Here is an 18938-nt window from a genome sequence, read left to right as displayed (position 1 = left end):
TCGTGGGGCTGGGGATGCTGGGGTTCCGGCGGCGGGACCTGGTCACTGCGTGAGGTTCACCAGCGGCCTCTCACCAAGGATTTCGCAAGCCTGAAACACCCGCAACGCACACTGTCCCCACACGTGCGAGACCCAATTGCAGAGCTATCATGATTCCATCGACTCAGATGTAGTTACCGCCTATACTCACTCTATGTACACTCTCCGCACGGTCTCGGAGTTCCACTACTGGCAGTTCATCACAGAACTGCCTGATATCAGCTTCCAGCAGACGCCGGAGTGGAATCGGGCACGCAACGGAACGTGGCGCCCCGAATTGGTGGGGTGGTACGACCAGGCAGAGAATCTGGTCTCGGCCTGCGCAATCAGATACGGCAAACTGCCCGGAATCAACCGTCATTTCGCCTTCATTCCACACGGCCCCCTCGTCGACTGGCAGTCACCGGATCTGCGTGGCCAGCTCCAGGCGCTCGTGGAATACCTTGCCCAGCAGAACGTGTTCGGAATCCGCATCGCTCCCTTTGTCAGCTTGAATCGGTGGAACGCCGCCACCGTCAAAGCGGCACTCGCAGATACTGCAGCAACCAGTTTCTCGGACATCGAACCCGACTTCACCAATCCAAGAGGAGACCATCTCGTCACGTCGCTGCGGCGATCCGGATGGCACGAATCTCCCCAGGACAAGGCGACGGAAGAGAGTCAGCCCCGGTTCAATTTCTGGCTGGACTTGGACGGAAAGACCGAAGACGACATCCTCGCCGGGATGCACAAGACGTGGCGCTACAACGCCCGCAAAGCAATACGCGATGGCGTCGAAGTCGGCCTCGCCACGATGAACGACCTGACCGATTTCCACTGCCTGTACCAAGAGACCGCTGAGCGCAACGGCTTCGACTCTCAGCCAATATCCTTCTTCGCAACCATATGGAATACGATGGGCGACGATTTCCCCGGTCACTTCTCCACGCATCTGGCCCGATACGACGGCGAGATCATCGCTGCGAGCACGACAGCGCAGGTGAACTCGTACGCGCAATGCATCTTCACCGCCACGAGCATGAGCAAGCCGAAGGTGAAACCGTCGAACGCGGTTTACATGGCCATCATCCGTGAGGCGATCGCGCGTGGCGCCACGACCTACGATCTGGGTGGAGTGAAGGACACTGTCGACAAGAGCCACCCTGCGGCAGGACTGATTCGATTCAAGACCGAGATGGGAGCGGATGCGCACGAATATGTCGGCTCCTGGGATCTCGCGATCGAACCTCGGCTGTACTCAGCCTTCACAAAGCTTCTCCCCGCTTATTCCAGGGCCTCTTCCTGGCTGCGCGGCACAGTTGCCGGCATAGGATCTGTTCGGGATCGAAGGATGAAATCACACCCGTAGAACTCACAGGATCTTTTCGTCTGCAATGCGTAGCGCCCGCACCCTCGCGAGGACTACTGTGATCTGGTGCACACACTGAGGACCCTGTCGACGGATGAGTACTGGAACTTCATCGGGCATCGCCCGGATGTGGGTTACCAGCAGACTCCTCAGTGGGGTGACGTGCGCAGCGGCGACTGGCACCATGAACTCGTGGGCTGGTTCGACGTCACGGCTCAGCTCGTGGCCGTCGCGCTCATCCGCTACCGGAATCTGCCTGGCACCAACCGTTGCTTCGCCTACATCGCTCAGGGTCCGGTCATCGACTGGCGTTCGCCAGATGTGACCGACCAATTGAATGCGCTGGGCCGTCACCTTCGTTCGCGTCACGCCTTCGGAGTGCGAATCACTCCTCTGGTGAGTCTGCGCAGCTGGAATGCCGCCTCGATCAAGGCAGGAATTACCGACCCGAAGGTGAAGCACTTTCGCGACCTCGCCCCCGACCGCATTGACCCCGTCGGCACCGAGCTGGTGGACACATTGCGGGCCGCAGGGTGGCGTCCGGCACCCAGCGATCGAGAAGCGGGGGCCAGCCATCCGCGATTCAACTTCTGGCTCGATCTCCAGGGAAGTGACGAAGAATCTGTTCTGTCCGGAATGTCCAAATACTGGCGGAAGAACATCCGCAAGGCACAGCGCGCGGAGATCGAGATCCTGAGCGGTACTCGCGCCGACCTCGGCGAGATTCACATCCTGTATGGCGAGACCGCCGACCGCAACCATTTCGCGCATCAGCCCATGTCTTACTTCCACACGCTCTGGGGCTCGATGGGAGAAGCCTTCCCCGGCAGCTTTCACCTTCATCTGGCACGGTCGGAAGGCACGCTGGTGGCGGCCAATGCGAGTGCCCAGGTCGGCACGCGCGCTCAGGGAGTCTTCGCAACGACGAGCACCAGGCAACCCAAAGTGAAGCCTTCGAACGCCGTGTACTGGGCCGTTCTGCGTCAGGCCATTGCCGATGGAGCCAGGCTCTATGACCTGGGCGGAGTCGGCGATGGCCTCGACGAGGCTGATGCAACATCGGGGCTGGTGCGCTTCAAAGCCGAGATGGGCGCCGACGCTCATGAGTACGTCGACGCTTGGGACCTTCCGCTGGAGCCGCGGATCTATCACACCTTCACCAAGCTTCTGCCGGCTTATTTCGGTACCACCTCGAGGTTCCGTCGTGCGGCCGAGACGATCCGGCACACTCACTGGCACCTTCCCCGGCACACTCCAGCGCTGGCGGCGAATGGTCGCGTCAGCCGGGAAGAAGGAATCCCAGGGAGCGCGCCCGATTGACGACTTCTCCCTTACTCGAGACCTCAAATTTGCGGTAGAGGGCAGAGAGGCGGTTCTTCACCGTGCCCGGAACCTGATGCAGAGCTGCTGAGATCTGGACGATTGAAAGCCCCTGGGACAGGAGATCGAGGAGTTGAGCCTCCGCCGACGTGAGCTGCGGCACCGAGGCTTCGCCGACAGAGATCTCACCGACGGTCCGCAATGCTGTCATCAGCGCAGACTTGTCCCAGAAATGCCCGCTGAAGGCGCTGAAGAGCTCATCGAAGATCACGTCACCCGAACTGAGATCGATGAGACGGTCCCTGTCCTGCCGCGGCAGAAACACCAACGGAAGGAGAGATTTCACCCACGCCGAAAGCCCGACGGCGGTGGTGAACTCCGCTGCCGCTGCAGCGTCTTGGCCGAGGCGCAGCAGGGCCGCAGCCTTGATCGCGGCCAGCTCTGCCCGACTTCGCGGAGTCAGGGATTGGTGGTAGAACCAGGTGTCGACCAGAGCGATCGCGCTCTCGTTCCGCCCTGCCACCAGCTCGAGTCGGACATTGAGCACCGTCCTCAGATCCGTGGAAGAGGAGAGCCTCCGCAGCTCCAGCTCGGCCCATTTCAATTGGCCCAAGCCGATGTAGACCTGGCTTCGGCTCGCAGCCAGAAGGTCCTTGCCTGTGAGCGATACTTCTGCCGAATGCCGGTACTTCTCGACGTCGTCATTGACGAAGAGAAGCCCGGAGCGAGAGGTTGACCCAAGGAGCGCGATCGTACGGGAAATGACCGGAAGGTAGACCCACAGCGACCGGTTCTCCGGAAACGCAGTCAGCTGCTGCAGGTCCTCATCCGCCTTCTCGAGGTCGAGTCGATCGAGTGCCCGCAGTGCCGATGCCACGAGAGCGGGTGGGTGGACAAGTTCATCGACGATGAGCGGTGACGCGAATTCTTCGGCCAGGCTGGCCAGTCGACGATCGGCGCGCTCGTGGTCCCCGCTGACCATTGCCGTCAGCGCCGTCCACGCCGTCACCGCGGGCAACAGGAAGTCGCCGTCGACATGAGCGTCTGCGGCAGCGTCTTCGATCTCATACAGCAGTGAGAGCGACCGCTGGAATTCGGCGGCGTGGAAGAGAGAGACCGCGGTGAGCAGGCGAATCAAGAGCTGTGTCCGTCGTGGAGCCCCATCATCGCCCCATGACTTTCCCAGAGCCGCCGCCTGTGCATGATCACCGGCGAGACCAAAGGTCAGCATCTGCCGCACGATGCCGATGCTTCCCCCTCGGTGCGCGGGGGCTCCAGTGGCGAACGCTGTGCCGCCAACAGCTGCGTCATCGCCATTGTCCAACTGAGGTGACCCTGCGTCGTGGGCCGAGCGTGCCAGAGGATCCTCGCGCGTGGCCGAGGCCGGGAAGTACTGCCGCAACCGTCCGGCACGCGTCTCCTCCACGAGGATGCCGCGTACCTCGTCGGGAGTGAGGCCGTTCGTCGAACGGTCAAGAACATCATCGGTGAGCATCGAGAGGAACCCCAGCTCGGGCTCGGCCTGGAGGGCTGCCACAGGTAGATGGCCGAAGGCCGAACACGCCTCCCGAGGAGCGACCAGGAACATTGGCAGACCGACGGATTCCCCGATTCGACCGAGCTGGAACCACAGGCCGGCCCGACGCGCCAGGACGAGCGCCTCGGCAAGAATTTCAGGATCAACCTGTTGGGAGTTCTCCATGTGATCAATCAGCGCCACGACGAGAGCGGCAACGACACTGTCTTCGTCCGTGCGTGCCCGCAGATCATGGCGCAGCTTGGCTGCGAGGAGTGCAGGAACCTGCAGAGCCTGAGGACGACTGACCGTCCCAGTAGGCACGAGGACCCCTTCGAGGCGCAGGCGCATGAGGATCCCCTCGGGATCGCGCAGATCAACATTGCCGATCGCCTCCGGGCTCATCGCCGACAGGGCCAAAAGCGCAGTCTGCTTGGTGAAGACCCGCAGATGCGAAAGCACGGCAGCGACCCATGCGTCTCCGGCCGAGGCACCAATACCGAAATCCGGGGTCAGTCCCGCGACGTAGTCGGCGAAGCTCGGCGAAGCGAAGTCGACGGGCATCGTCGTGCGTGCGGCAACGTCAACAGCAGTCCGACTCAGGCTCAGACGACCGCCGCTGGCGGTGAAGAGTTCGGCGGCGAATTCCGCATCGGTGAGGCCGAGCTCGCGTGTAAAATCCTCCTGGGTCGGACTCTGGTCGGAATGGGGTCTCATGGGCGGCAGTTCCTTCACACGTAGTCCGATTCACACAACTTCAGGGGTACTGGGCAGTACCGACGTCATGAGTCGGCGTACAGCCGCAATCACTTGGGACCGCTCCGACTCACGCAAATCGACGCTCGAGGGCAGCGCCAACCCAGTGGCGTAGAACTCCTGTGCACGTCCACTGATGTAGTCCAGCGAGCATCCTGCGTTCACGGGCTGCAGGTGCATGGGTTTGAACACCGGCCGGGTCTCGATGCCCTCACGCAGCAGCTGTTCTCCGAGCTCGGTCGCCGACAGGCGAGCGCCCGGGTCTATGCGCAGGATGCTCAGCCAGCAGTTGCCGTCAGCGGCATCGAGCAGAGCGATCCCTTCCACCTCGTCGGCCATCTGCTGATAGGCCAGGTGATGCGCCCTCTTCACCACGAGGATCTCCGGGAGTCTCGCCAGCTGCGCGAGCCCGAGAGCGGCGAGAATGTTTGAGAGTCGATAGTTGAATCCGACGTCGGTGTGTTCGTAGTGGAGGACAGGTTGCCTGGCCTGCGTGGCCAGGTAACGGACCTGATCCGCGCTCTCCGGGTCCCGGCAGAGGACGGCTCCGCCCGACGAAGCGGTGACGATCTTGTTGCCGTTGAACGACAGTGCGGCGAAATCGCCGAACGACCCGGCTGGTCGCCCGTCCAATTCGGCGCCGAGTGATTCTGCGGCATCCGCGATCACCTTCGCCCCGTGGCGCTTCGCAAGTGCGCAGATGCGCGGATAGTCCGCGGGTCTGCCATAGAGGTCGACGACGATGATCGCTGTGATCGGGTGGCCCGCCCGATCCGCGTTCGCGAGAGCTTGTGCCAGCAGATCCGCGGACATCAGTCCGGTGTCATCACAGTCGATGAAGAGTGACTGAGCTCCGGTATAGGCCACCGCATTCGCCGTGGCCGCGAATGTCAGGGTCGAGACCGCAACCGTGTCCCCCTCTCCTACTCCTGCAGCGAGAAGTGCCAGATGGAGCGCGGCAGTTCCCGAGGACACAGCGACGACACTGGGACGATCAGTCAATTCGGCCAGACGCGCCTCGAATGCCTCGAGCTGGGGGCCCATTGGAGCAATCCACCCGGATCGGATGGCCGCAATCACGGCTTCTTCCTCGCCAGGCCCCACAGAGGGCAGACACAGCGGAATCATCGCAGTCATGATGCACTCCCCATTGCGTTGATCGGCGTCAACGATGCGCACAGCACCGAAAGCGGCGCTTTGGTCACTGATCGGTCGGTTTCGAGATCGTCATTGGTCGGGACAGCCGGGTCGGCACTCGAGCCGAGAACCACCTCGGCGGTGGGAGTGGCCCCTTCGGGGTCTCGCATCTCGAGAACTTCGCGACTGTAGAACTCACCGATCGTCTCCAGCCGCACTCCGGCTGCGGGCAGAGCTGCCGGGTCCAGGCCCTCGATCTGCACGTTCCAGGCGAGACCGTTGATGCCTCGGCTGAGGTCTTCGGTCGGGGAGAACAACTCTTCGTGGAGCTTCTCCCCCGCCCGCAGTCCGGTGAACGCGATCGGACACGTGCGCCCCGAGATCACCATCATCCGCTGGGCCAGGTCGACGATCTTCACAGCGCGACCCATGTCGAGGACCATCGTCTGTCCCGGCCGGCCCTCTGCCGCTGCCTGCAGAACGAGGTGGCAGGCCTCCGGAATCGTCATGAAGAAGCGTGTCACATCCGGGTGGGTCACGGTCAGCGGCCCGCCCCGGCTGATCTGATCTGCGAAGGAAAGCAGCACGGAACCACGAGAACCCAGCACATTGCCGAAGCGCACCGAAACATAGGGCAGCCCGGTGCGCTCCGCGAAGTTCGCGGTCAGCCTCTCTGCAAGGAACTTCGAGCGACCGAGTTCACTCGACGGATTCGCAGCCTTGTCGGTGGAGATGTTGACGAAGCGTTCCGCCCCGGCCGCATGTGCGGCGCGCAGGACGTTGAGAGTTCCATGAACATTCGTCTTCCACCCTTCGTCGGGGAATCGTTCGAGCATAGGCAGGTGTTTGAGCGCAGCGGCATGGACGACGATGTCCGGTCGCAGCGTTGTGAAAAGTCTGGTGAGCGCTTCGCCGTCCCTGATGTCGGCGAGGACGAGGTCAGGCGACTCCATGAGCGCACGCCCTTCAAGGCTCATGCACAGGGAATGCAACTCCGACTCGTCTCGGTCGAGCATGAGCAGCCGTGCTGGTTCGTGTCGAGAGATGATCCGACACAGCTCCGAACCGATCGAGCCGCCCGCGCCGGTGACCAGAACGGTTTTGCCCCGGAGCAGATCGCCGACCTGTTTGTCCTCCGGGTCGATGATCTGACGGCCGATGAGGTCCGAGACGTCGATATCGCGGATTGACGACAGTCCGACCGGGGTCTCGAGCAGGTCCACGAGGGAGGGCACGGTGCGAACCCAGACCCGGCCGAGGTCGAGGTCCGTCACGAGTGAAGCGAAGAGCTCGGATGGTGCCTGCGCGATCGCGGCGATCACGCCGGTCGCGTCCGTGCTCTCGACCACCGCACGCACGTCACGGGTGGTTCCGAAAACGCGGACACCATCAATGATGAGCTTGGCGTTCGACGGGTTGTCATCGACGATCGCCACCGGCAGATAAGGACTGTCGGGATCATGGACCATCTGCGAGATCAGAGTCGCTCCGAGTTCGCCGGCGCCGATGACGACGACTCGTTCGCCGGCGACGGGGACCCGCTCACTGTCCATCCAGACGCGCAGGATCTGCCGGGCGACGACCATGACGATCTGTCCGCTTGCCATGGCCAGCAGCAACCAGGACAGATCCTCGGTCACACCCAGGGGAACCGTCGACGCGGCCCCGACGCCAAGGACGAATGCCGCGGTCATGCCCTGGCACCGCAGCTCGGGGTTCGAACCCAGAGCGAAGCGGCGGCGGTAGAGGCCAAGGACTGAGCCGACGACGATCTGAGTGAGCGCGATGAGCGTGAGGAAGATCAGCAGGTACGGCATGGGCAATTCCCGCACGAAAGGCAGGACAGCGACCCAGGTCACGACGATGGCGGCAGTGTCGAGTGCCCCGAGGACGACCCAGCGGAAGATCGGTGAGGTCTGTTCAAGTCCGAAGCGGCCCAGGATCTCCCACCAGAAGGAATAGCGCGCGATCGCGACCTTCCTGAGCGAGGCATCTTTCCTGGACGAAGCGGCGCTGCTCACTCCAGGAGTGACTGTGGATTGTACAGAGGCAGGGGTGAAATTCTTCATAACCCCAGGTTCCGTTCTGAGGGGTTCGGACACTAGGTGGCTGTCCCTGGCAGTTGCCGTGTAACTACTCGGTCATCAACTGGTCATCACTGGGGACGATACTCGGAACACGTGTGGAATCATCACCGCACGAGCGCCCGTACTCGCCCCTTGGCTGGGCGCCCCGTTCGCTGGCTCGAACGTCCGCCGATCTGTTGCTGGCCCCACCCCGGCGTGAGATGATCAACGCGTGCCCTACCATCACGTCATGGCGTCACCGGGTCTCCTCGGAATAGCGACTAACTGTCGCCGTTTCTCATGGCCATGGGGTGCCAATATGCCCGAGGTCTCAGCTCGCGAATATGCCGACTGCCGGGTTCGAGTGAGGTTTACTGTGACCCGGGACTTCCGTCAGCACACCCCCGCCGCCGAGCTCCTGCGCAACTACATGTTCTCGGGATCGGCCAGCAGTGACGAACTCCTCTATGAGCGCCCCCTCCCTGGGGGTGCCGCGCTGCGTTTCCGCCTCACAGGTCTGCTCGATGACGAGATCCACCTTCAGGTCAACCCCGCGTATGCGCAAATCGTGAAGTACCGGCTGATGAATCTGCATTCGGCCAGGTACATCCTCTCCGACCTCGTGACCTGGCGCTTTCTGCACGCAGGGCTCATCCCTCTCTACTGCTCCGCGTTCACGCATGAGCGTGCGGGAACGTTCGTCGTTATGGCCCCCTCGCACACCGGTAAGACGGTGACGGTCAATCGCGCGTGCACGGAATTCGGCGCACGCCTCATTTCCGAGGATCTCGCCGTGGTCGACGGCTCCCGCATCCATTCGGTCCCCTGGACCTTCAGCGAGCACCGTCATGACAACCTGCTCACCGCTGCCGGTCGTGTTCTGTCGCGACGAGCCAACAGCCCCGAGCCCCCGAACCTGGCGCCGGCATCTCCGTCCGCTGCACTGAGGAATCCCTCACCCATCAACGACGTCATCTTCCTGGAGAAGAATGCGCAGACAGCGGTCAGACCGCTCAGCGTCGATGAGGGGCTGAGGCGGGCACTCAACCTCAATCGCCATTCCCTGCATTATGCCGAAAGTCCGACTCTCCTTGCCGCCTCATACTTCAATCCGAGCATCGACCTGTCCGATGCGATGATGACCGAGCGCACCGGTCTCGAGGCGATGCTGTCTGCAGCCCAGAACATCTGGAGCATCCGGGCACCGCTCCCCACCGACTTCCTCGATCTCGTCCCCGGATTCGCCGAGACCGCGCGATGAAAGTCATCCACGCCACGACGGTGCCCCAGACCCTTGCGTTCCTCAGCGGCCAATGCGAATACTTCACTCGCCGAGGCGCCGAGGTCGTTCTCATCTCTTCGCCGGGTCCGCGTCTGCAGACCTTCGCCCAGTCCGAAGGGGTTCCGGCCATCGCCGTCCCGATGTCTCGCGAGATCCGCCCCCTCGCAGATGCTCTGGCCCTGCTGTCCATCGTCCGACTCCTGCGCCGACTGCGTCCGGACGTTGTTCACGCGCACACGCCGAAGGCAGGACTGCTGTTCACAGTGGCGGCACGAATGGCAGGCGTGCCGGTGTGCGTCTATCAGATCCACGGTCTCCGGTTCCTCACGACAATGGGTGCGAGGCGAGTGCTGCTCAAGGCTGCGGAACGACTCACTTCCACCTTGGCGCATTCGGTGCTCGGGGTGAGCGCCTCTGTGCTCGCCTTGGCCCGTGCGGAGAAGGTGCTGCCGCGAGGCAAGGGCATCGTGCTGGGCTCGGGCAGCGTCAACGGCGTCGATTCTGAACATTTCTCACCGACTCTCGCCCGCACGATGGCGACTGGCGCTGCCGAGGAGATGGGCATTGCGCCCGGGGATCCTGTCATCGGCTTCGTCGGCAGGATCGTCATCGACAAGGGCATCGTCGAGCTCGCTGCCGCCTGGTCGCAGATCCGCAGGGAGATCCCCCGTGCCCGGCTGCTCATCGTCGGCGCCCACGACGACACCGATCCCATTCCCTCACAGGTGCGAAGAGCCTTGGAAGAGGACCCGAGGATCCACCTCATCGGTGAAACGGACGATGTCCGCCCCTATTACGGACTCATGACCGTGCTCGCGCTCCCCTCGTATCGGGAGGGCTTCGGTCAGGTTCTGCTTGAGGCAAACGCCTGTAGAGTGGCCTCCGTCGCCAGTGACATCCCTGGCATCCGGGATGCCGTCATCGACGGTGTGACCGGACGCTTGGTCCCGGTCAGAGACGCGGCTGCTCTCACATCCGCGCTCTCGGTCCTGATCGGGGACACGGAACAGCGAGAGCGGCTCGCATCTGCGGCACGTCAGAGGGTAGTGGCTGATTTTCTGCCCTCGGAGCTGTGGTCGGCCACCTGGGACCACGACAACGAGCTGTTGGGTGCGCGGAGGGGATCGCGACTTCGGAACACGAAGGGCTGAGGCACGAGTGCGATCGCCAGGATCAGCGTCGGCACGATCAATGACCGCAGTCGCACCAGCAGGCCCAAGTTTCCGAACTCGGTGAGCTGCGCGAAAACGGCGATCGCGAAGAACAGCGTGCAGAGGACGAGCCTGGCGCTTGGCGTGCTGAGTCCAGACAGACGGCGAGAGTTCACGAGAACGGCGACCGCCGCGACGAGGGGAATGATGTCGAGACTGCTGAGCAGGCCCTGGACTCCCAACTCCCACGGCATTGGTCGGAAGACTGCTGTGAACACGCCGACCAGGATCCCGAGGATCCCGCTCGGCCGCGACGTCTCCAGGTCCGAACCGCCCAGAGACGTTCGCTCGTAGCTGCCGGTGAATTCTTCGACGATGCCCCAGGGATCGTCGATTTCGAGCAGAATCGCCGTAAGCAGGGCGAGGGGAAGCACACAGTAGGCGATGATGACGACTGGTGTGCGGAAGCGATGGCTCGGGCTGTTCGTGGCTCCGATCCAGGCCAGGAGGAGACCGCCGATGAGGACGAGGCCGACATCCATGCGTACGCACAGAATGACCGGCAGAACGACAGCGAGTCCGATGATCGATTCGACGTGGACACTATGACTCCGGGCAGTGCGGGCTACGCACTGGAGGACGGCCCCCAGCGCCAACAGCGTGACGGAATCCTTGCCGAAGCTGGCACTCCAATACACCGTGGTCGGGAAGGCGACGATGGCGAAGGCGAACCCAAGCGGTGCAGCTTCCCTGGCGGTCCGCAGTGCCAAGGCAATGAACCACAGTCCGATCAGCCCCAGGCTCGAACCGAGGAGGAAGACGAGAAAGCGATGGTCACCGAGGACCGTGAAGAATGCTTGGCTGAGCGCATAGGTAGTCTCTGTGCCGTTGCCCGGCTTGACCTCCGACAGCAGCGGGGTCTCGTTCAGCCAGCGGGCCCGACCGTAAAGGAGATAGCGGAAAGTGTCCGAGGCGGTTTCCGTGTAATCATCGTTGAGGACTTCGATTCCGTAACGATAGATCGTCGCCGCCACGTGCAGAGACTGTGATGTGAGGACGAGTCCGAGAGCGGCACCACTGCCATACCTCGGGCGCAGCAACATCCACCCGCCTCCACTGACGACGAGCAGGATGGCGGCGACTCCCAGAATTTCGGTCATTGCCTGTTCCTTCCCACCAGCCACAGCGGAATCGCGAGGACGCGAGTGATGACAGCGCCCCAGATCACCGCACCGACGCCGAAGATGAGAAGGGCTGCGGCAGTGCCCAGCATGACGACGAGAGTATGAGCGATCCGGCGCAGAATGAGAGAGCGCGGATCGAAGTAGCCTCGCCCGGCGAACTGGATGAATGTGGATATGGCGGTCACCCAGACCCAGGCCCAGACAGCGAAGATATGATGGGCCAGGAGCCCGAGGACCGCGTCCTGCCCAAGGCCCCAGCTGTCTGCAGCGAAGAGCGCCCCCGCCACGCAAGCCCCCATGCCCCCTCCGGCTGCAGTGAGGACAGCCAGCGTTCGACCGTTCGCCTTGATCGACCCGTTGACGATGCGGGCACGGACCGCGTCGATAAGAATTCTGACCGGATAGGTCAACGACGAACCTGCCCGATAGAGAGCCAGTGCCGCGGCTCCGCCGAGGCCGCCGAGCAGATAGGGCGTTCCGATGGATTCGACGTTTTTGATGAGTGATTCACCGACCAGGGCGCGGATTGCAGATCGATTCTCACGCAGCCACCCAGTGACCTCTCGCGGGTGCAGACGGGGCAACATCGGTGTGCCCAGGCTGGACACGAGCGGAGAGATCGCCCAGCAGGCGAGAGCTGTGAGAGTGCTGTAGGAGTCGTTGAGGACGATGATGAGTGCTGCGGTTCCCGCACAGCAGGCGCCAGCTATCTCCGTCAGCCCGGCACGAAGCGCCCGACCATTGCCGATCAGCCGGTAGGCGGTCCCAGCCCGATACACGCCCGCTGACACTGCACACAGTGCCACGCTTCCGAGAAGAAGGTCCTGTGCGATGGCCGAGGTGAGAGTTCCGACAACGATTCCGCCGAGGAGCGCGACAGCTGTGAGCATCGACATGTATGTGTGATTGAGCGCGTTGCCGCCACCGTCTTGCTGCGTCCGCCTCGCCCACACATCACTGAGCAGAGCGAACTTAGCGGTGATGAACGCGGCGAACCCCAGGTAGATCGCCGAATAAGCGGCGTACTCGAAGATGGACAGGTGGAGCATAGGGAGGAGCTGGATGACAGCTATCGCGCCCACTTCGCCGATGAGCACGAAGAGATAGTCACCGCGACGCATGGCTCGTCCGCTCCTATCGCCCTCGGGCTGCAGTGCCGGCGCAGACTTCATAAGCTCGGGCGTGTCGTGGTTGAGATGTTCTGAACCAGGCCGAAGACCGTGGCATCGACAACTTCCTCGATGCGTGCCATCGTCGACTGGTAGCAAGCGACCGAGTCGTGGTTCGGGTCGGCAATGTCATGGCTCGTTCCTGCAGCCAGGCCCCGATTCACCGCCGCGCTCCTGACCAGTGTCCTCCAACCGGCTTGAACGGTCGACTGCACCGCCCCCTCCGCTCGCCCCATGGTCTTGAGAATGTGAGCGAAGCCCCCCAGCGCGAACGTCCTATTCAGTCCCTCTGGCCATTGGGAGAGGATCGTTTTGACGTGAACCCGCTCCATCCCGAGCACGATATCGCTGTCAGCAAGCAGCGAGCGACTGATCCGACGGCTGCTGAAACGTGCACTGTCGACACCGCGTAGAGACAGCTCGATGACGGACCGCTCGTCCATCGTCGCTCCAGCCGGGGCCTGAGTCCCTGCACTGGTCACCGTGGCGAATCCCGGGGCGACCTCGTCGAGCCGCGATTGCAGCAGCCGCTCCGCGAACGGCGACCGCACCATGTTCGCCGTGCACACGATGAGTACATTAAGACGGTCCGTTGGCAGTCTCATGATTGATCGACCCCGACATGTCGATAGTATTCGTTTGCGTCGACGTCCTCGCCGTGGCACCGATTGGCGACCACGCCGAGGCTTCTCATGCCTACCCCGGTGAGTTGATGATGCACCCGTTGGAGGGCATCGCGAGAGGTCTTCCCGTCCGCGCGGACCACGAACAGGAAGCCGTCTGTGAGCGCACCGAGGATCGCAGGATCTGCGGTGGCCCCGGCCGGCGGAGAATCGATGATGATGAAGTCGTAGCTTTTCCTGATCTCGGTCACGAAGCTTCGCATCGTCGCGGACTCGAGCAGTTCGCTCGGATTCGGAGGAAGCATTCCTGTGGTGAGCACGTCATATCCCCCGGGCCCGCTGCGTTGCAGAGCCTCCGGCAGGGTCGTCTGATGTGTGAGCACCGAGGTGAGGCCGACGATCGGTTCAAGGCCCAGCTTGTCCGCGATCACCGGCCGCCGAAGATCCGCATCGATGAGGAGGACTTTGAGTCCCGATTCGGTCATCGCGGATGCCAGGTGGATCGCAACACTGGATTTTCCCTCACCCGAGGAAACTGCGGTGACGACAAGGGTCGTGACGGGATCGTCGACATCGGCGAACCTCAAGCGGGCACGCAATAGCCGGACTGCCTCGGCGAAGGCCGTCGGAGCCGAGTTCATGGCCTGTGTGTTTGCGGCCGACTTGGCGTCCTCTGGCAAGCGGACAAGCAGCGGAGCACCGGTGATTCGGCTGGCTTCCTGCGGATCCCTCACCCGCGTGTCCGTCGAATTGCGAACGAACCCGACGATCGTCCCCACGACCAGACCGGCGATGAGCCCGAAGATGAGGTTGCGGACGATGTCTGGGGAGACCGGAGTGTCGAACGGACTGGCCGTCTGGACGAGTGAGAGCGTGACCAGCGGTGACTCGGACGAACCTGGGCGTTCGAGACGTTCGACGAGGGTCATGAAATGCCGGGTGGCCGAGTTCGCGATTTCAGCAGCGGCCTCTGGATCAGCATCAAGAGCGCTGACAGTGAGCAGGACCGTCTCCGGTTCCGTCTCCGCGTGGATGCGCTCCGCGAGGTTTTCCGGTGACTCACGCAGGTTCAGCTCATCGATGACCTCGGTGAGTACGGGCCGACTCGTCACGAGTGCGATGTAAGACTTGACTCGGTTCGTCGAGAAGTCGCCGCCCTGTGACAGCGAGGTCACGTCGTTTCCGGAGTTCACCGAAACGAATACTTCGGTGTGGGACTCGTACTGCGGTGTGGTGAGGAACGTCGCGGCCGCGACTATGCCGGTGAGGATCACGGCCGTGATCGAGATGATCAGCCACCGCCCTCTGAACACTTCGAGCACGCTGTTCAGCTGCATAGTCTTCGACTCCGTCTGCGGGTTCATTGTCTTCGGGTCCCTCGGCGCTGACGCGAATACGGGTATGGGATGTGACTTCATGACGACAGTCCGATGTACGCGACAAGGTGTCTGGTTTCCAGGGATTCAGGGCACTGTGCTGCCACGGTCGGGCGCTGTCGGGCGCTGGTGGAGATACTCGGGTGTGGGGGTTCCGTCACTGCATGCTTGATCAGCACAGAACCGAATCCGAGCTCGCCGAGGTGGTCACCGACTGTCGGCGGCAGAGAGTCCTCTGCAATCGCGAGCCAGTCGCACCCCCTCGCCCGCACATGGTTGATGAGCAGGTCCATTGATTCCTTCATAAGAGCCTCCTGGGCTGAACCGGATGCTGCTCCGGTTGCGATGGTCACGACTGCGAATGCTTCGCCGGCGCTGCGGAAACGCCCCGAGCACACCGGCACGCTTTGCATGTCTTCGCTGTGCCACCGTCCGAGGTCGTCGAAAGTGAAGAATCGCAGACGTCTGCTGCGCAACGGTCCCGGAAAATCGCTCATCGATACGGACTCACCGTCGGTGATGCCCCGCCTGTCGAAAAGAGTGAGGAAGGTTCTGGCCAGAATGGCGAGGTCGATCCGCGGACCTAAACTCTCAACATAGGTCTGGTCCAGTTCGAAACGGTCGTCCCAGCCGAGGCGGTTTCGTCCGTTCGTCTGTGCCAGCCCGGTCAGTCCCGCGCAGACTCTGTGCCTGCGCATCTGCTCGTCACTGAATCTCTCCAGATAGTCGGACGTCAGGGGCCGCGGACCGATGAAGCTCATATCGCCGCGAAGGATGTTGAAGAGACTCGGCAGCTCGTCGATGCTCGTCGCCCGCAGGATTGTCCCGAGGCGGGTGAGGCGCTGCGCATCGCTGACCATTCCTCGCGCAATATCGACATCATGCATGGACCGAAACTTGGAAAGGTGGAAAAGCCTTCCGCCACGGGTGACCCGCTCCTGCCGGAACACCACAGGGCCGCCCATCGTGAAATAGATGATCGCGGCCACCAGAAGCATCGGTACGGCCAGTACGAACAGGGCGATGAGGGCCGTGACCACGTCTGCGGCCCGTTTGACGCCCAAATATCGCAATTGTGCCGGGTTGAGGCCGGCGTCTCTGGCTGCGTCTTCCGCAATGCGCGTCTGTTTGCTCATCGCGATCACCCCGCTCCTGCACCGACGCTGCCCGGTCGTGGCCTGCGTCGTTCGACATGTGCTGCGCTTCCGGATGCTGCGTTGTCGGGTACCGAAGTATGGACAGCGTTGCCTTCCGAAGCCGGAGTCAGCGGCATCCGATAGTGGGGAAAGAAATCCGAGTCTTGTGACAATTGTGCGCCGCGGACCTCTGCATCGTACCGGTGGCCAGCGACGAGAGCATCGTAGGCATGAGGATCGTGGATCCGTTCAGTGGTGCAGTAAGTCCTCGCTCCTTGGGGCGCGAATCCGCGTTTGTAACGTTCGAGTCCGTCGCCGGGGCTGACTCCGCCGCCGAGGACGTAGGAGCGGTACCCGTTCAGTGCCAACCAATCCATCACGGTCGCTTTCACAAGATCATTGGGGCGAGATGCGCCGTGGTCTAGGTTCGTTCCGCCCAGAAAGTAGTATGCGGTGTCTCTGCCCAAGAGGGTCAGATCGACGGAGACGACCTCGCCTGCTTCGAGCACAGCGACGTAGAGGACTCGGTCGCCGAGGGCGGCTTGCAGCTCAGCGAAGAGGGCGAGTGGAAACCGGTACCACTGTGATGAGTTATGCCGAATCATCGTGTTGGTATAGATCCGGTGGAAGTCCTCGATGAGGCTGCCCTGTCGGTCAACTTGAACGCTCAGACCGGATTTCATCGCCTTGCGAACATTCTGACGCACCTTCGATGCCGAGCCTGACCAGACCGCATCGAGTTCAGTTTCGAGTTCGCGGACAAAATTCTCGTTGCGTGCTCGTTGCTTTCCCGGGTGATCCAGCACGTCAGGAAAGAGTGAGGAGCGAACGAATTCGCTGACAACTCCATGGCTGCGGGCCCAGACATCGAACAGCGGCCAGAATCGTGCCGCGAGACCTTCCGGATCCTCGGCGTCCCAGAAGAGGGCGCCGCCGTATCCATAGGGTGAGGCAATGTCGCTTGCGCCCTCATACAAAGGACGGTGAATGAAGGCGTAGAGCACCGTGCCCCCCTCATCGCTCAGAGTTGCGCACAACACCTGCTCCTCGGAACCGACCATCAGTGCAGCGACGTCGGGGTGCGCGTAGGGCAGCTGCATGGGTGACTGCTCCCACCGCTCGATCCAGGTTGCACGGTCGTGTGGGTCGCCGGCGTTCAGGATGCAGAACGTGGGCTCGTTGAGGATGGTCGTCGCTGGTTCAGACACCGAGACCACCTCCGACGGTCTGAAGCTTCAGTGCTGGATCTCGGTAACGTGGAAAGTACTGTGACTCTGGCGCGGACGCGCCGCCCGCCAGCAGACGGGAATAGACCTCGGGGAGGAAGATCCTTTCCCCAGTGAGATAGTCGCGCAAGCCATCGGGAACAAGATGCCGTTTGAATCGCAGCAGATTGTCATTCTCGGTGTTCGTGACGCCGCCAGTGAGTACATGGTGGCGTGCACCTCTGGCCAGAGACGACCTCATGCAGGCGATGTGGGCAAAGACATGCGCCCCGCTGTGCAGAGCGGAGGTCCGACAGCCGCTGAGGTAGTAGTAGGCCGTCCGGTCGCCGTAGAGCATGAGGGTTGCGGACACCGGTTCGTCCCCGTCGAGAACGAAGACGTAGGCGAATCTGCCCGGGAACGTTCGATTGATCTCCTCGAAGAACTCGCGGGGGAAGTAGAAGGCGGGTGCGGCTTCCACTCTGTCCATGTTCTCCTCGTAGATGTCGAGGAAATCGTCGAGCATCTCTCCCGTGTCATCGATGTGGGTACGGTACTCAGCCTCTATGGCCCGACGGTAGCGTCGACGTGAGTTCGACACCATGGCCGCCACCAGATCCTCGGGGCCGAGCCCACCCAAATCACGCACCACGTGAGGGGCTTGTCTGCGCACGGTGCCGGGGTACGGCCCGAGACGATCCTCGACGACCGGTGAGAAGCGGATAAATTCGCTGACGACGCCGTTTTCACGGGCCCAAACGGCGAATTTCCGCCAGAACCATTCGAGGTCATCTGCCGCTGCGATGTCACCAATTGGTCCTCCGTACACGAGCCCCGTGATGAGATCGCTGAGACCAACCTCGACCGGTCTGCCGACCGCATCAGTGGTGATCGGCCGTCGGATGAAGGCGTAGAGCACTTCTCCGCCACCCGGCCCTCGGCCATAGGCGGCGAGCACCTTCCCATCGTTGTCCGCGAGCGCACACAGGTAGGCAGGGTGGCTGAAGATCTCACCCTTGCCAATGCGCTCCCAGACGCGCTCCCATTCCTGTCGCTGACTGGTGATCGCTGCATCGAGGATGCGAAACAGCGGCGGTTGCGGTGTCATCCCGACTCCTGAATTATCGAAAGGTTGTACTCTCACAACTTCAGGATCACAGCTGTCCGCAGCGGTCGACTAGGTGGACGCACCTGGACATCGGGGCATAATTACTCGGTCATCGCGTGGTCATTACCGGAGACCACTACTCGACACGCTCAGCTTCGCTGGGACCGTCGTCCCGAGATACTCGGATGGCGCGCCTGCTCGGTGCTGGGCCAGCCGGGCCCCGATCGAACTGCATGGCCTGCAGGGCCGATGCCACCTGTTCACGGCGGGTGACACCCAGTTTCTGGAACAGTCTGTATGTATGCCCCTCGACGGTCCTCACTCGCACTCCGAGCTCTGCCGCAATTTCAGAGTTTGTGCTGCCGGAGATGATGAGATTGCTGATCTGCCGTTCTCGCACGGTGAGCCCAATGCGACCGTCCGCGCGCCTGCCCTTCATGGCCTCAACCCCACCAAGGAAGCGGTCCGCCAGCGTCCGGCACACCGTGGCCAGGTCTGGCTCGCTCTTGTCGCGAATGGCGG

The 18938-nt window shown here is 62.4% G+C and carries 15 protein-coding genes; 4 read left to right on the top strand and 11 right to left on the bottom strand.

The annotated features are described in order from the left end of the window. The first annotated feature begins 193 nt into the window (after positions 1 to 193). Together L0G76_RS07545 and L0G76_RS07540 are read left to right on the top strand one after the other, a co-directional pair. A complete protein-coding gene (locus L0G76_RS07545; RefSeq protein WP_304356681.1) occupies positions 194 to 1387 on the top strand; it encodes a lipid II:glycine glycyltransferase FemX in 1194 nt (397 codons plus the stop codon). A gap of 66 nt (positions 1388 to 1453) precedes the next feature. Beyond that, positions 1454 to 2707 (top strand): lipid II:glycine glycyltransferase FemX, encoded by a 1254-nt coding sequence (locus L0G76_RS07540; RefSeq protein ID WP_304356680.1) that lies wholly within the window; start codon positions 1454 to 1456, stop codon positions 2705 to 2707. Here the strand turns inward: L0G76_RS07540 and L0G76_RS07535 are convergent. From L0G76_RS07535 to L0G76_RS07525, 3 genes are read right to left on the bottom strand one after another with little or no spacing between them, the layout of a single operon-like run. Further along, complete coding sequence (locus L0G76_RS07535) at positions 2667 to 4940, bottom strand: helix-turn-helix transcriptional regulator (RefSeq protein ID WP_304356679.1); 2274 nt, start codon at positions 4938 to 4940, stop codon at positions 2667 to 2669. The two genes, L0G76_RS07540 and L0G76_RS07535, sit on opposite strands and share 41 nt — an antisense overlap. Positions 4941 to 4970: 30 nt before the next feature. Then, a complete protein-coding gene (locus L0G76_RS07530) occupies positions 4971 to 6116 on the bottom strand; it encodes a DegT/DnrJ/EryC1/StrS family aminotransferase (RefSeq protein ID WP_304356678.1) in 1146 nt (381 codons plus the stop codon). After that, the gene (locus L0G76_RS07525) at positions 6113 to 8137 is read right to left on the bottom strand and encodes a nucleoside-diphosphate sugar epimerase/dehydratase (protein ID WP_304356677.1); all 2025 of its coding nucleotides are present in this window, start codon (positions 8135 to 8137) and stop codon (positions 6113 to 6115) included. The genes L0G76_RS07530 and L0G76_RS07525 overlap by 4 nt, the downstream gene beginning before the upstream one ends. 421 nt (positions 8138 to 8558) lie before the next feature. Between L0G76_RS07525 and L0G76_RS07520 the strand changes: the two genes are divergently transcribed. Together L0G76_RS07520 and L0G76_RS07515 are read left to right on the top strand one after the other, a co-directional pair. Next, positions 8559 to 9443, top strand: coding sequence for a hypothetical protein (locus L0G76_RS07520; protein ID WP_304356676.1), 885 nt, complete (start codon positions 8559 to 8561; stop codon positions 9441 to 9443). Beyond that, positions 9440 to 10615, top strand: a complete 1176-nt coding sequence (locus tag L0G76_RS07515; protein ID WP_304356675.1) for a glycosyltransferase family 4 protein — start codon at positions 9440 to 9442, stop codon at positions 10613 to 10615. Before L0G76_RS07520 ends, L0G76_RS07515 begins: the two co-directional genes overlap by 4 nt. Here L0G76_RS07515 and L0G76_RS07510 read toward each other — a convergent pair. The 8 genes from L0G76_RS07510 to L0G76_RS07475 all read right to left on the bottom strand — a co-directional run. After that, entirely contained in the window at positions 10501 to 11775 is a 1275-nt protein-coding gene (locus tag L0G76_RS07510) for a hypothetical protein (RefSeq protein ID WP_304356674.1), read from the bottom strand. The two genes, L0G76_RS07515 and L0G76_RS07510, sit on opposite strands and share 115 nt — an antisense overlap. After that, a complete protein-coding gene (locus L0G76_RS07505) occupies positions 11772 to 12971 on the bottom strand; it encodes a hypothetical protein (protein ID WP_304356673.1) in 1200 nt (399 codons plus the stop codon). The genes L0G76_RS07510 and L0G76_RS07505 overlap by 4 nt, the downstream gene beginning before the upstream one ends. After that, entirely contained in the window at positions 12968 to 13573 is a 606-nt protein-coding gene (locus L0G76_RS07500) for an arsenate reductase/protein-tyrosine-phosphatase family protein (protein ID WP_304356672.1), read from the bottom strand. Before L0G76_RS07500 ends, L0G76_RS07505 begins: the two co-directional genes overlap by 4 nt. After that, complete coding sequence (locus L0G76_RS07495; RefSeq protein WP_304356671.1) at positions 13570 to 14955, bottom strand: tyrosine-protein kinase domain-containing protein; 1386 nt, start codon at positions 14953 to 14955, stop codon at positions 13570 to 13572. The genes L0G76_RS07500 and L0G76_RS07495 overlap by 4 nt, the downstream gene beginning before the upstream one ends. 50 nt (positions 14956 to 15005) lie before the next feature. Beyond that, entirely contained in the window at positions 15006 to 16103 is a 1098-nt protein-coding gene (locus L0G76_RS07490; RefSeq protein WP_304356670.1) for a sugar transferase, read from the bottom strand. A gap of 5 nt (positions 16104 to 16108) precedes the next feature. Continuing rightward, positions 16109 to 17311, bottom strand: coding sequence for a GNAT family N-acetyltransferase (locus tag L0G76_RS07485; protein WP_304356669.1), 1203 nt, complete (start codon positions 17309 to 17311; stop codon positions 16109 to 16111). Beyond that, positions 17304 to 18416 (bottom strand): GNAT family N-acetyltransferase, encoded by a 1113-nt coding sequence (locus L0G76_RS07480; protein ID WP_304356668.1) that lies wholly within the window; start codon positions 18414 to 18416, stop codon positions 17304 to 17306. The genes L0G76_RS07485 and L0G76_RS07480 overlap by 8 nt, the downstream gene beginning before the upstream one ends. A 136-nt stretch (positions 18417 to 18552) precedes the next feature. After that, the coding region (locus tag L0G76_RS07475) for a response regulator transcription factor (protein WP_304356667.1) at positions 18553 to 18938 on the bottom strand (386 nt) is incomplete at its 5' end.

Source organism: Brevibacterium picturae (assembly GCF_030453725.1).
GTDB classification, from domain to species: domain Bacteria; phylum Actinomycetota; class Actinomycetes; order Actinomycetales; family Brevibacteriaceae; genus Brevibacterium; species Brevibacterium sandarakinum_A.
This window is presented reverse-complemented; position numbering and strand designations above follow the sequence as displayed.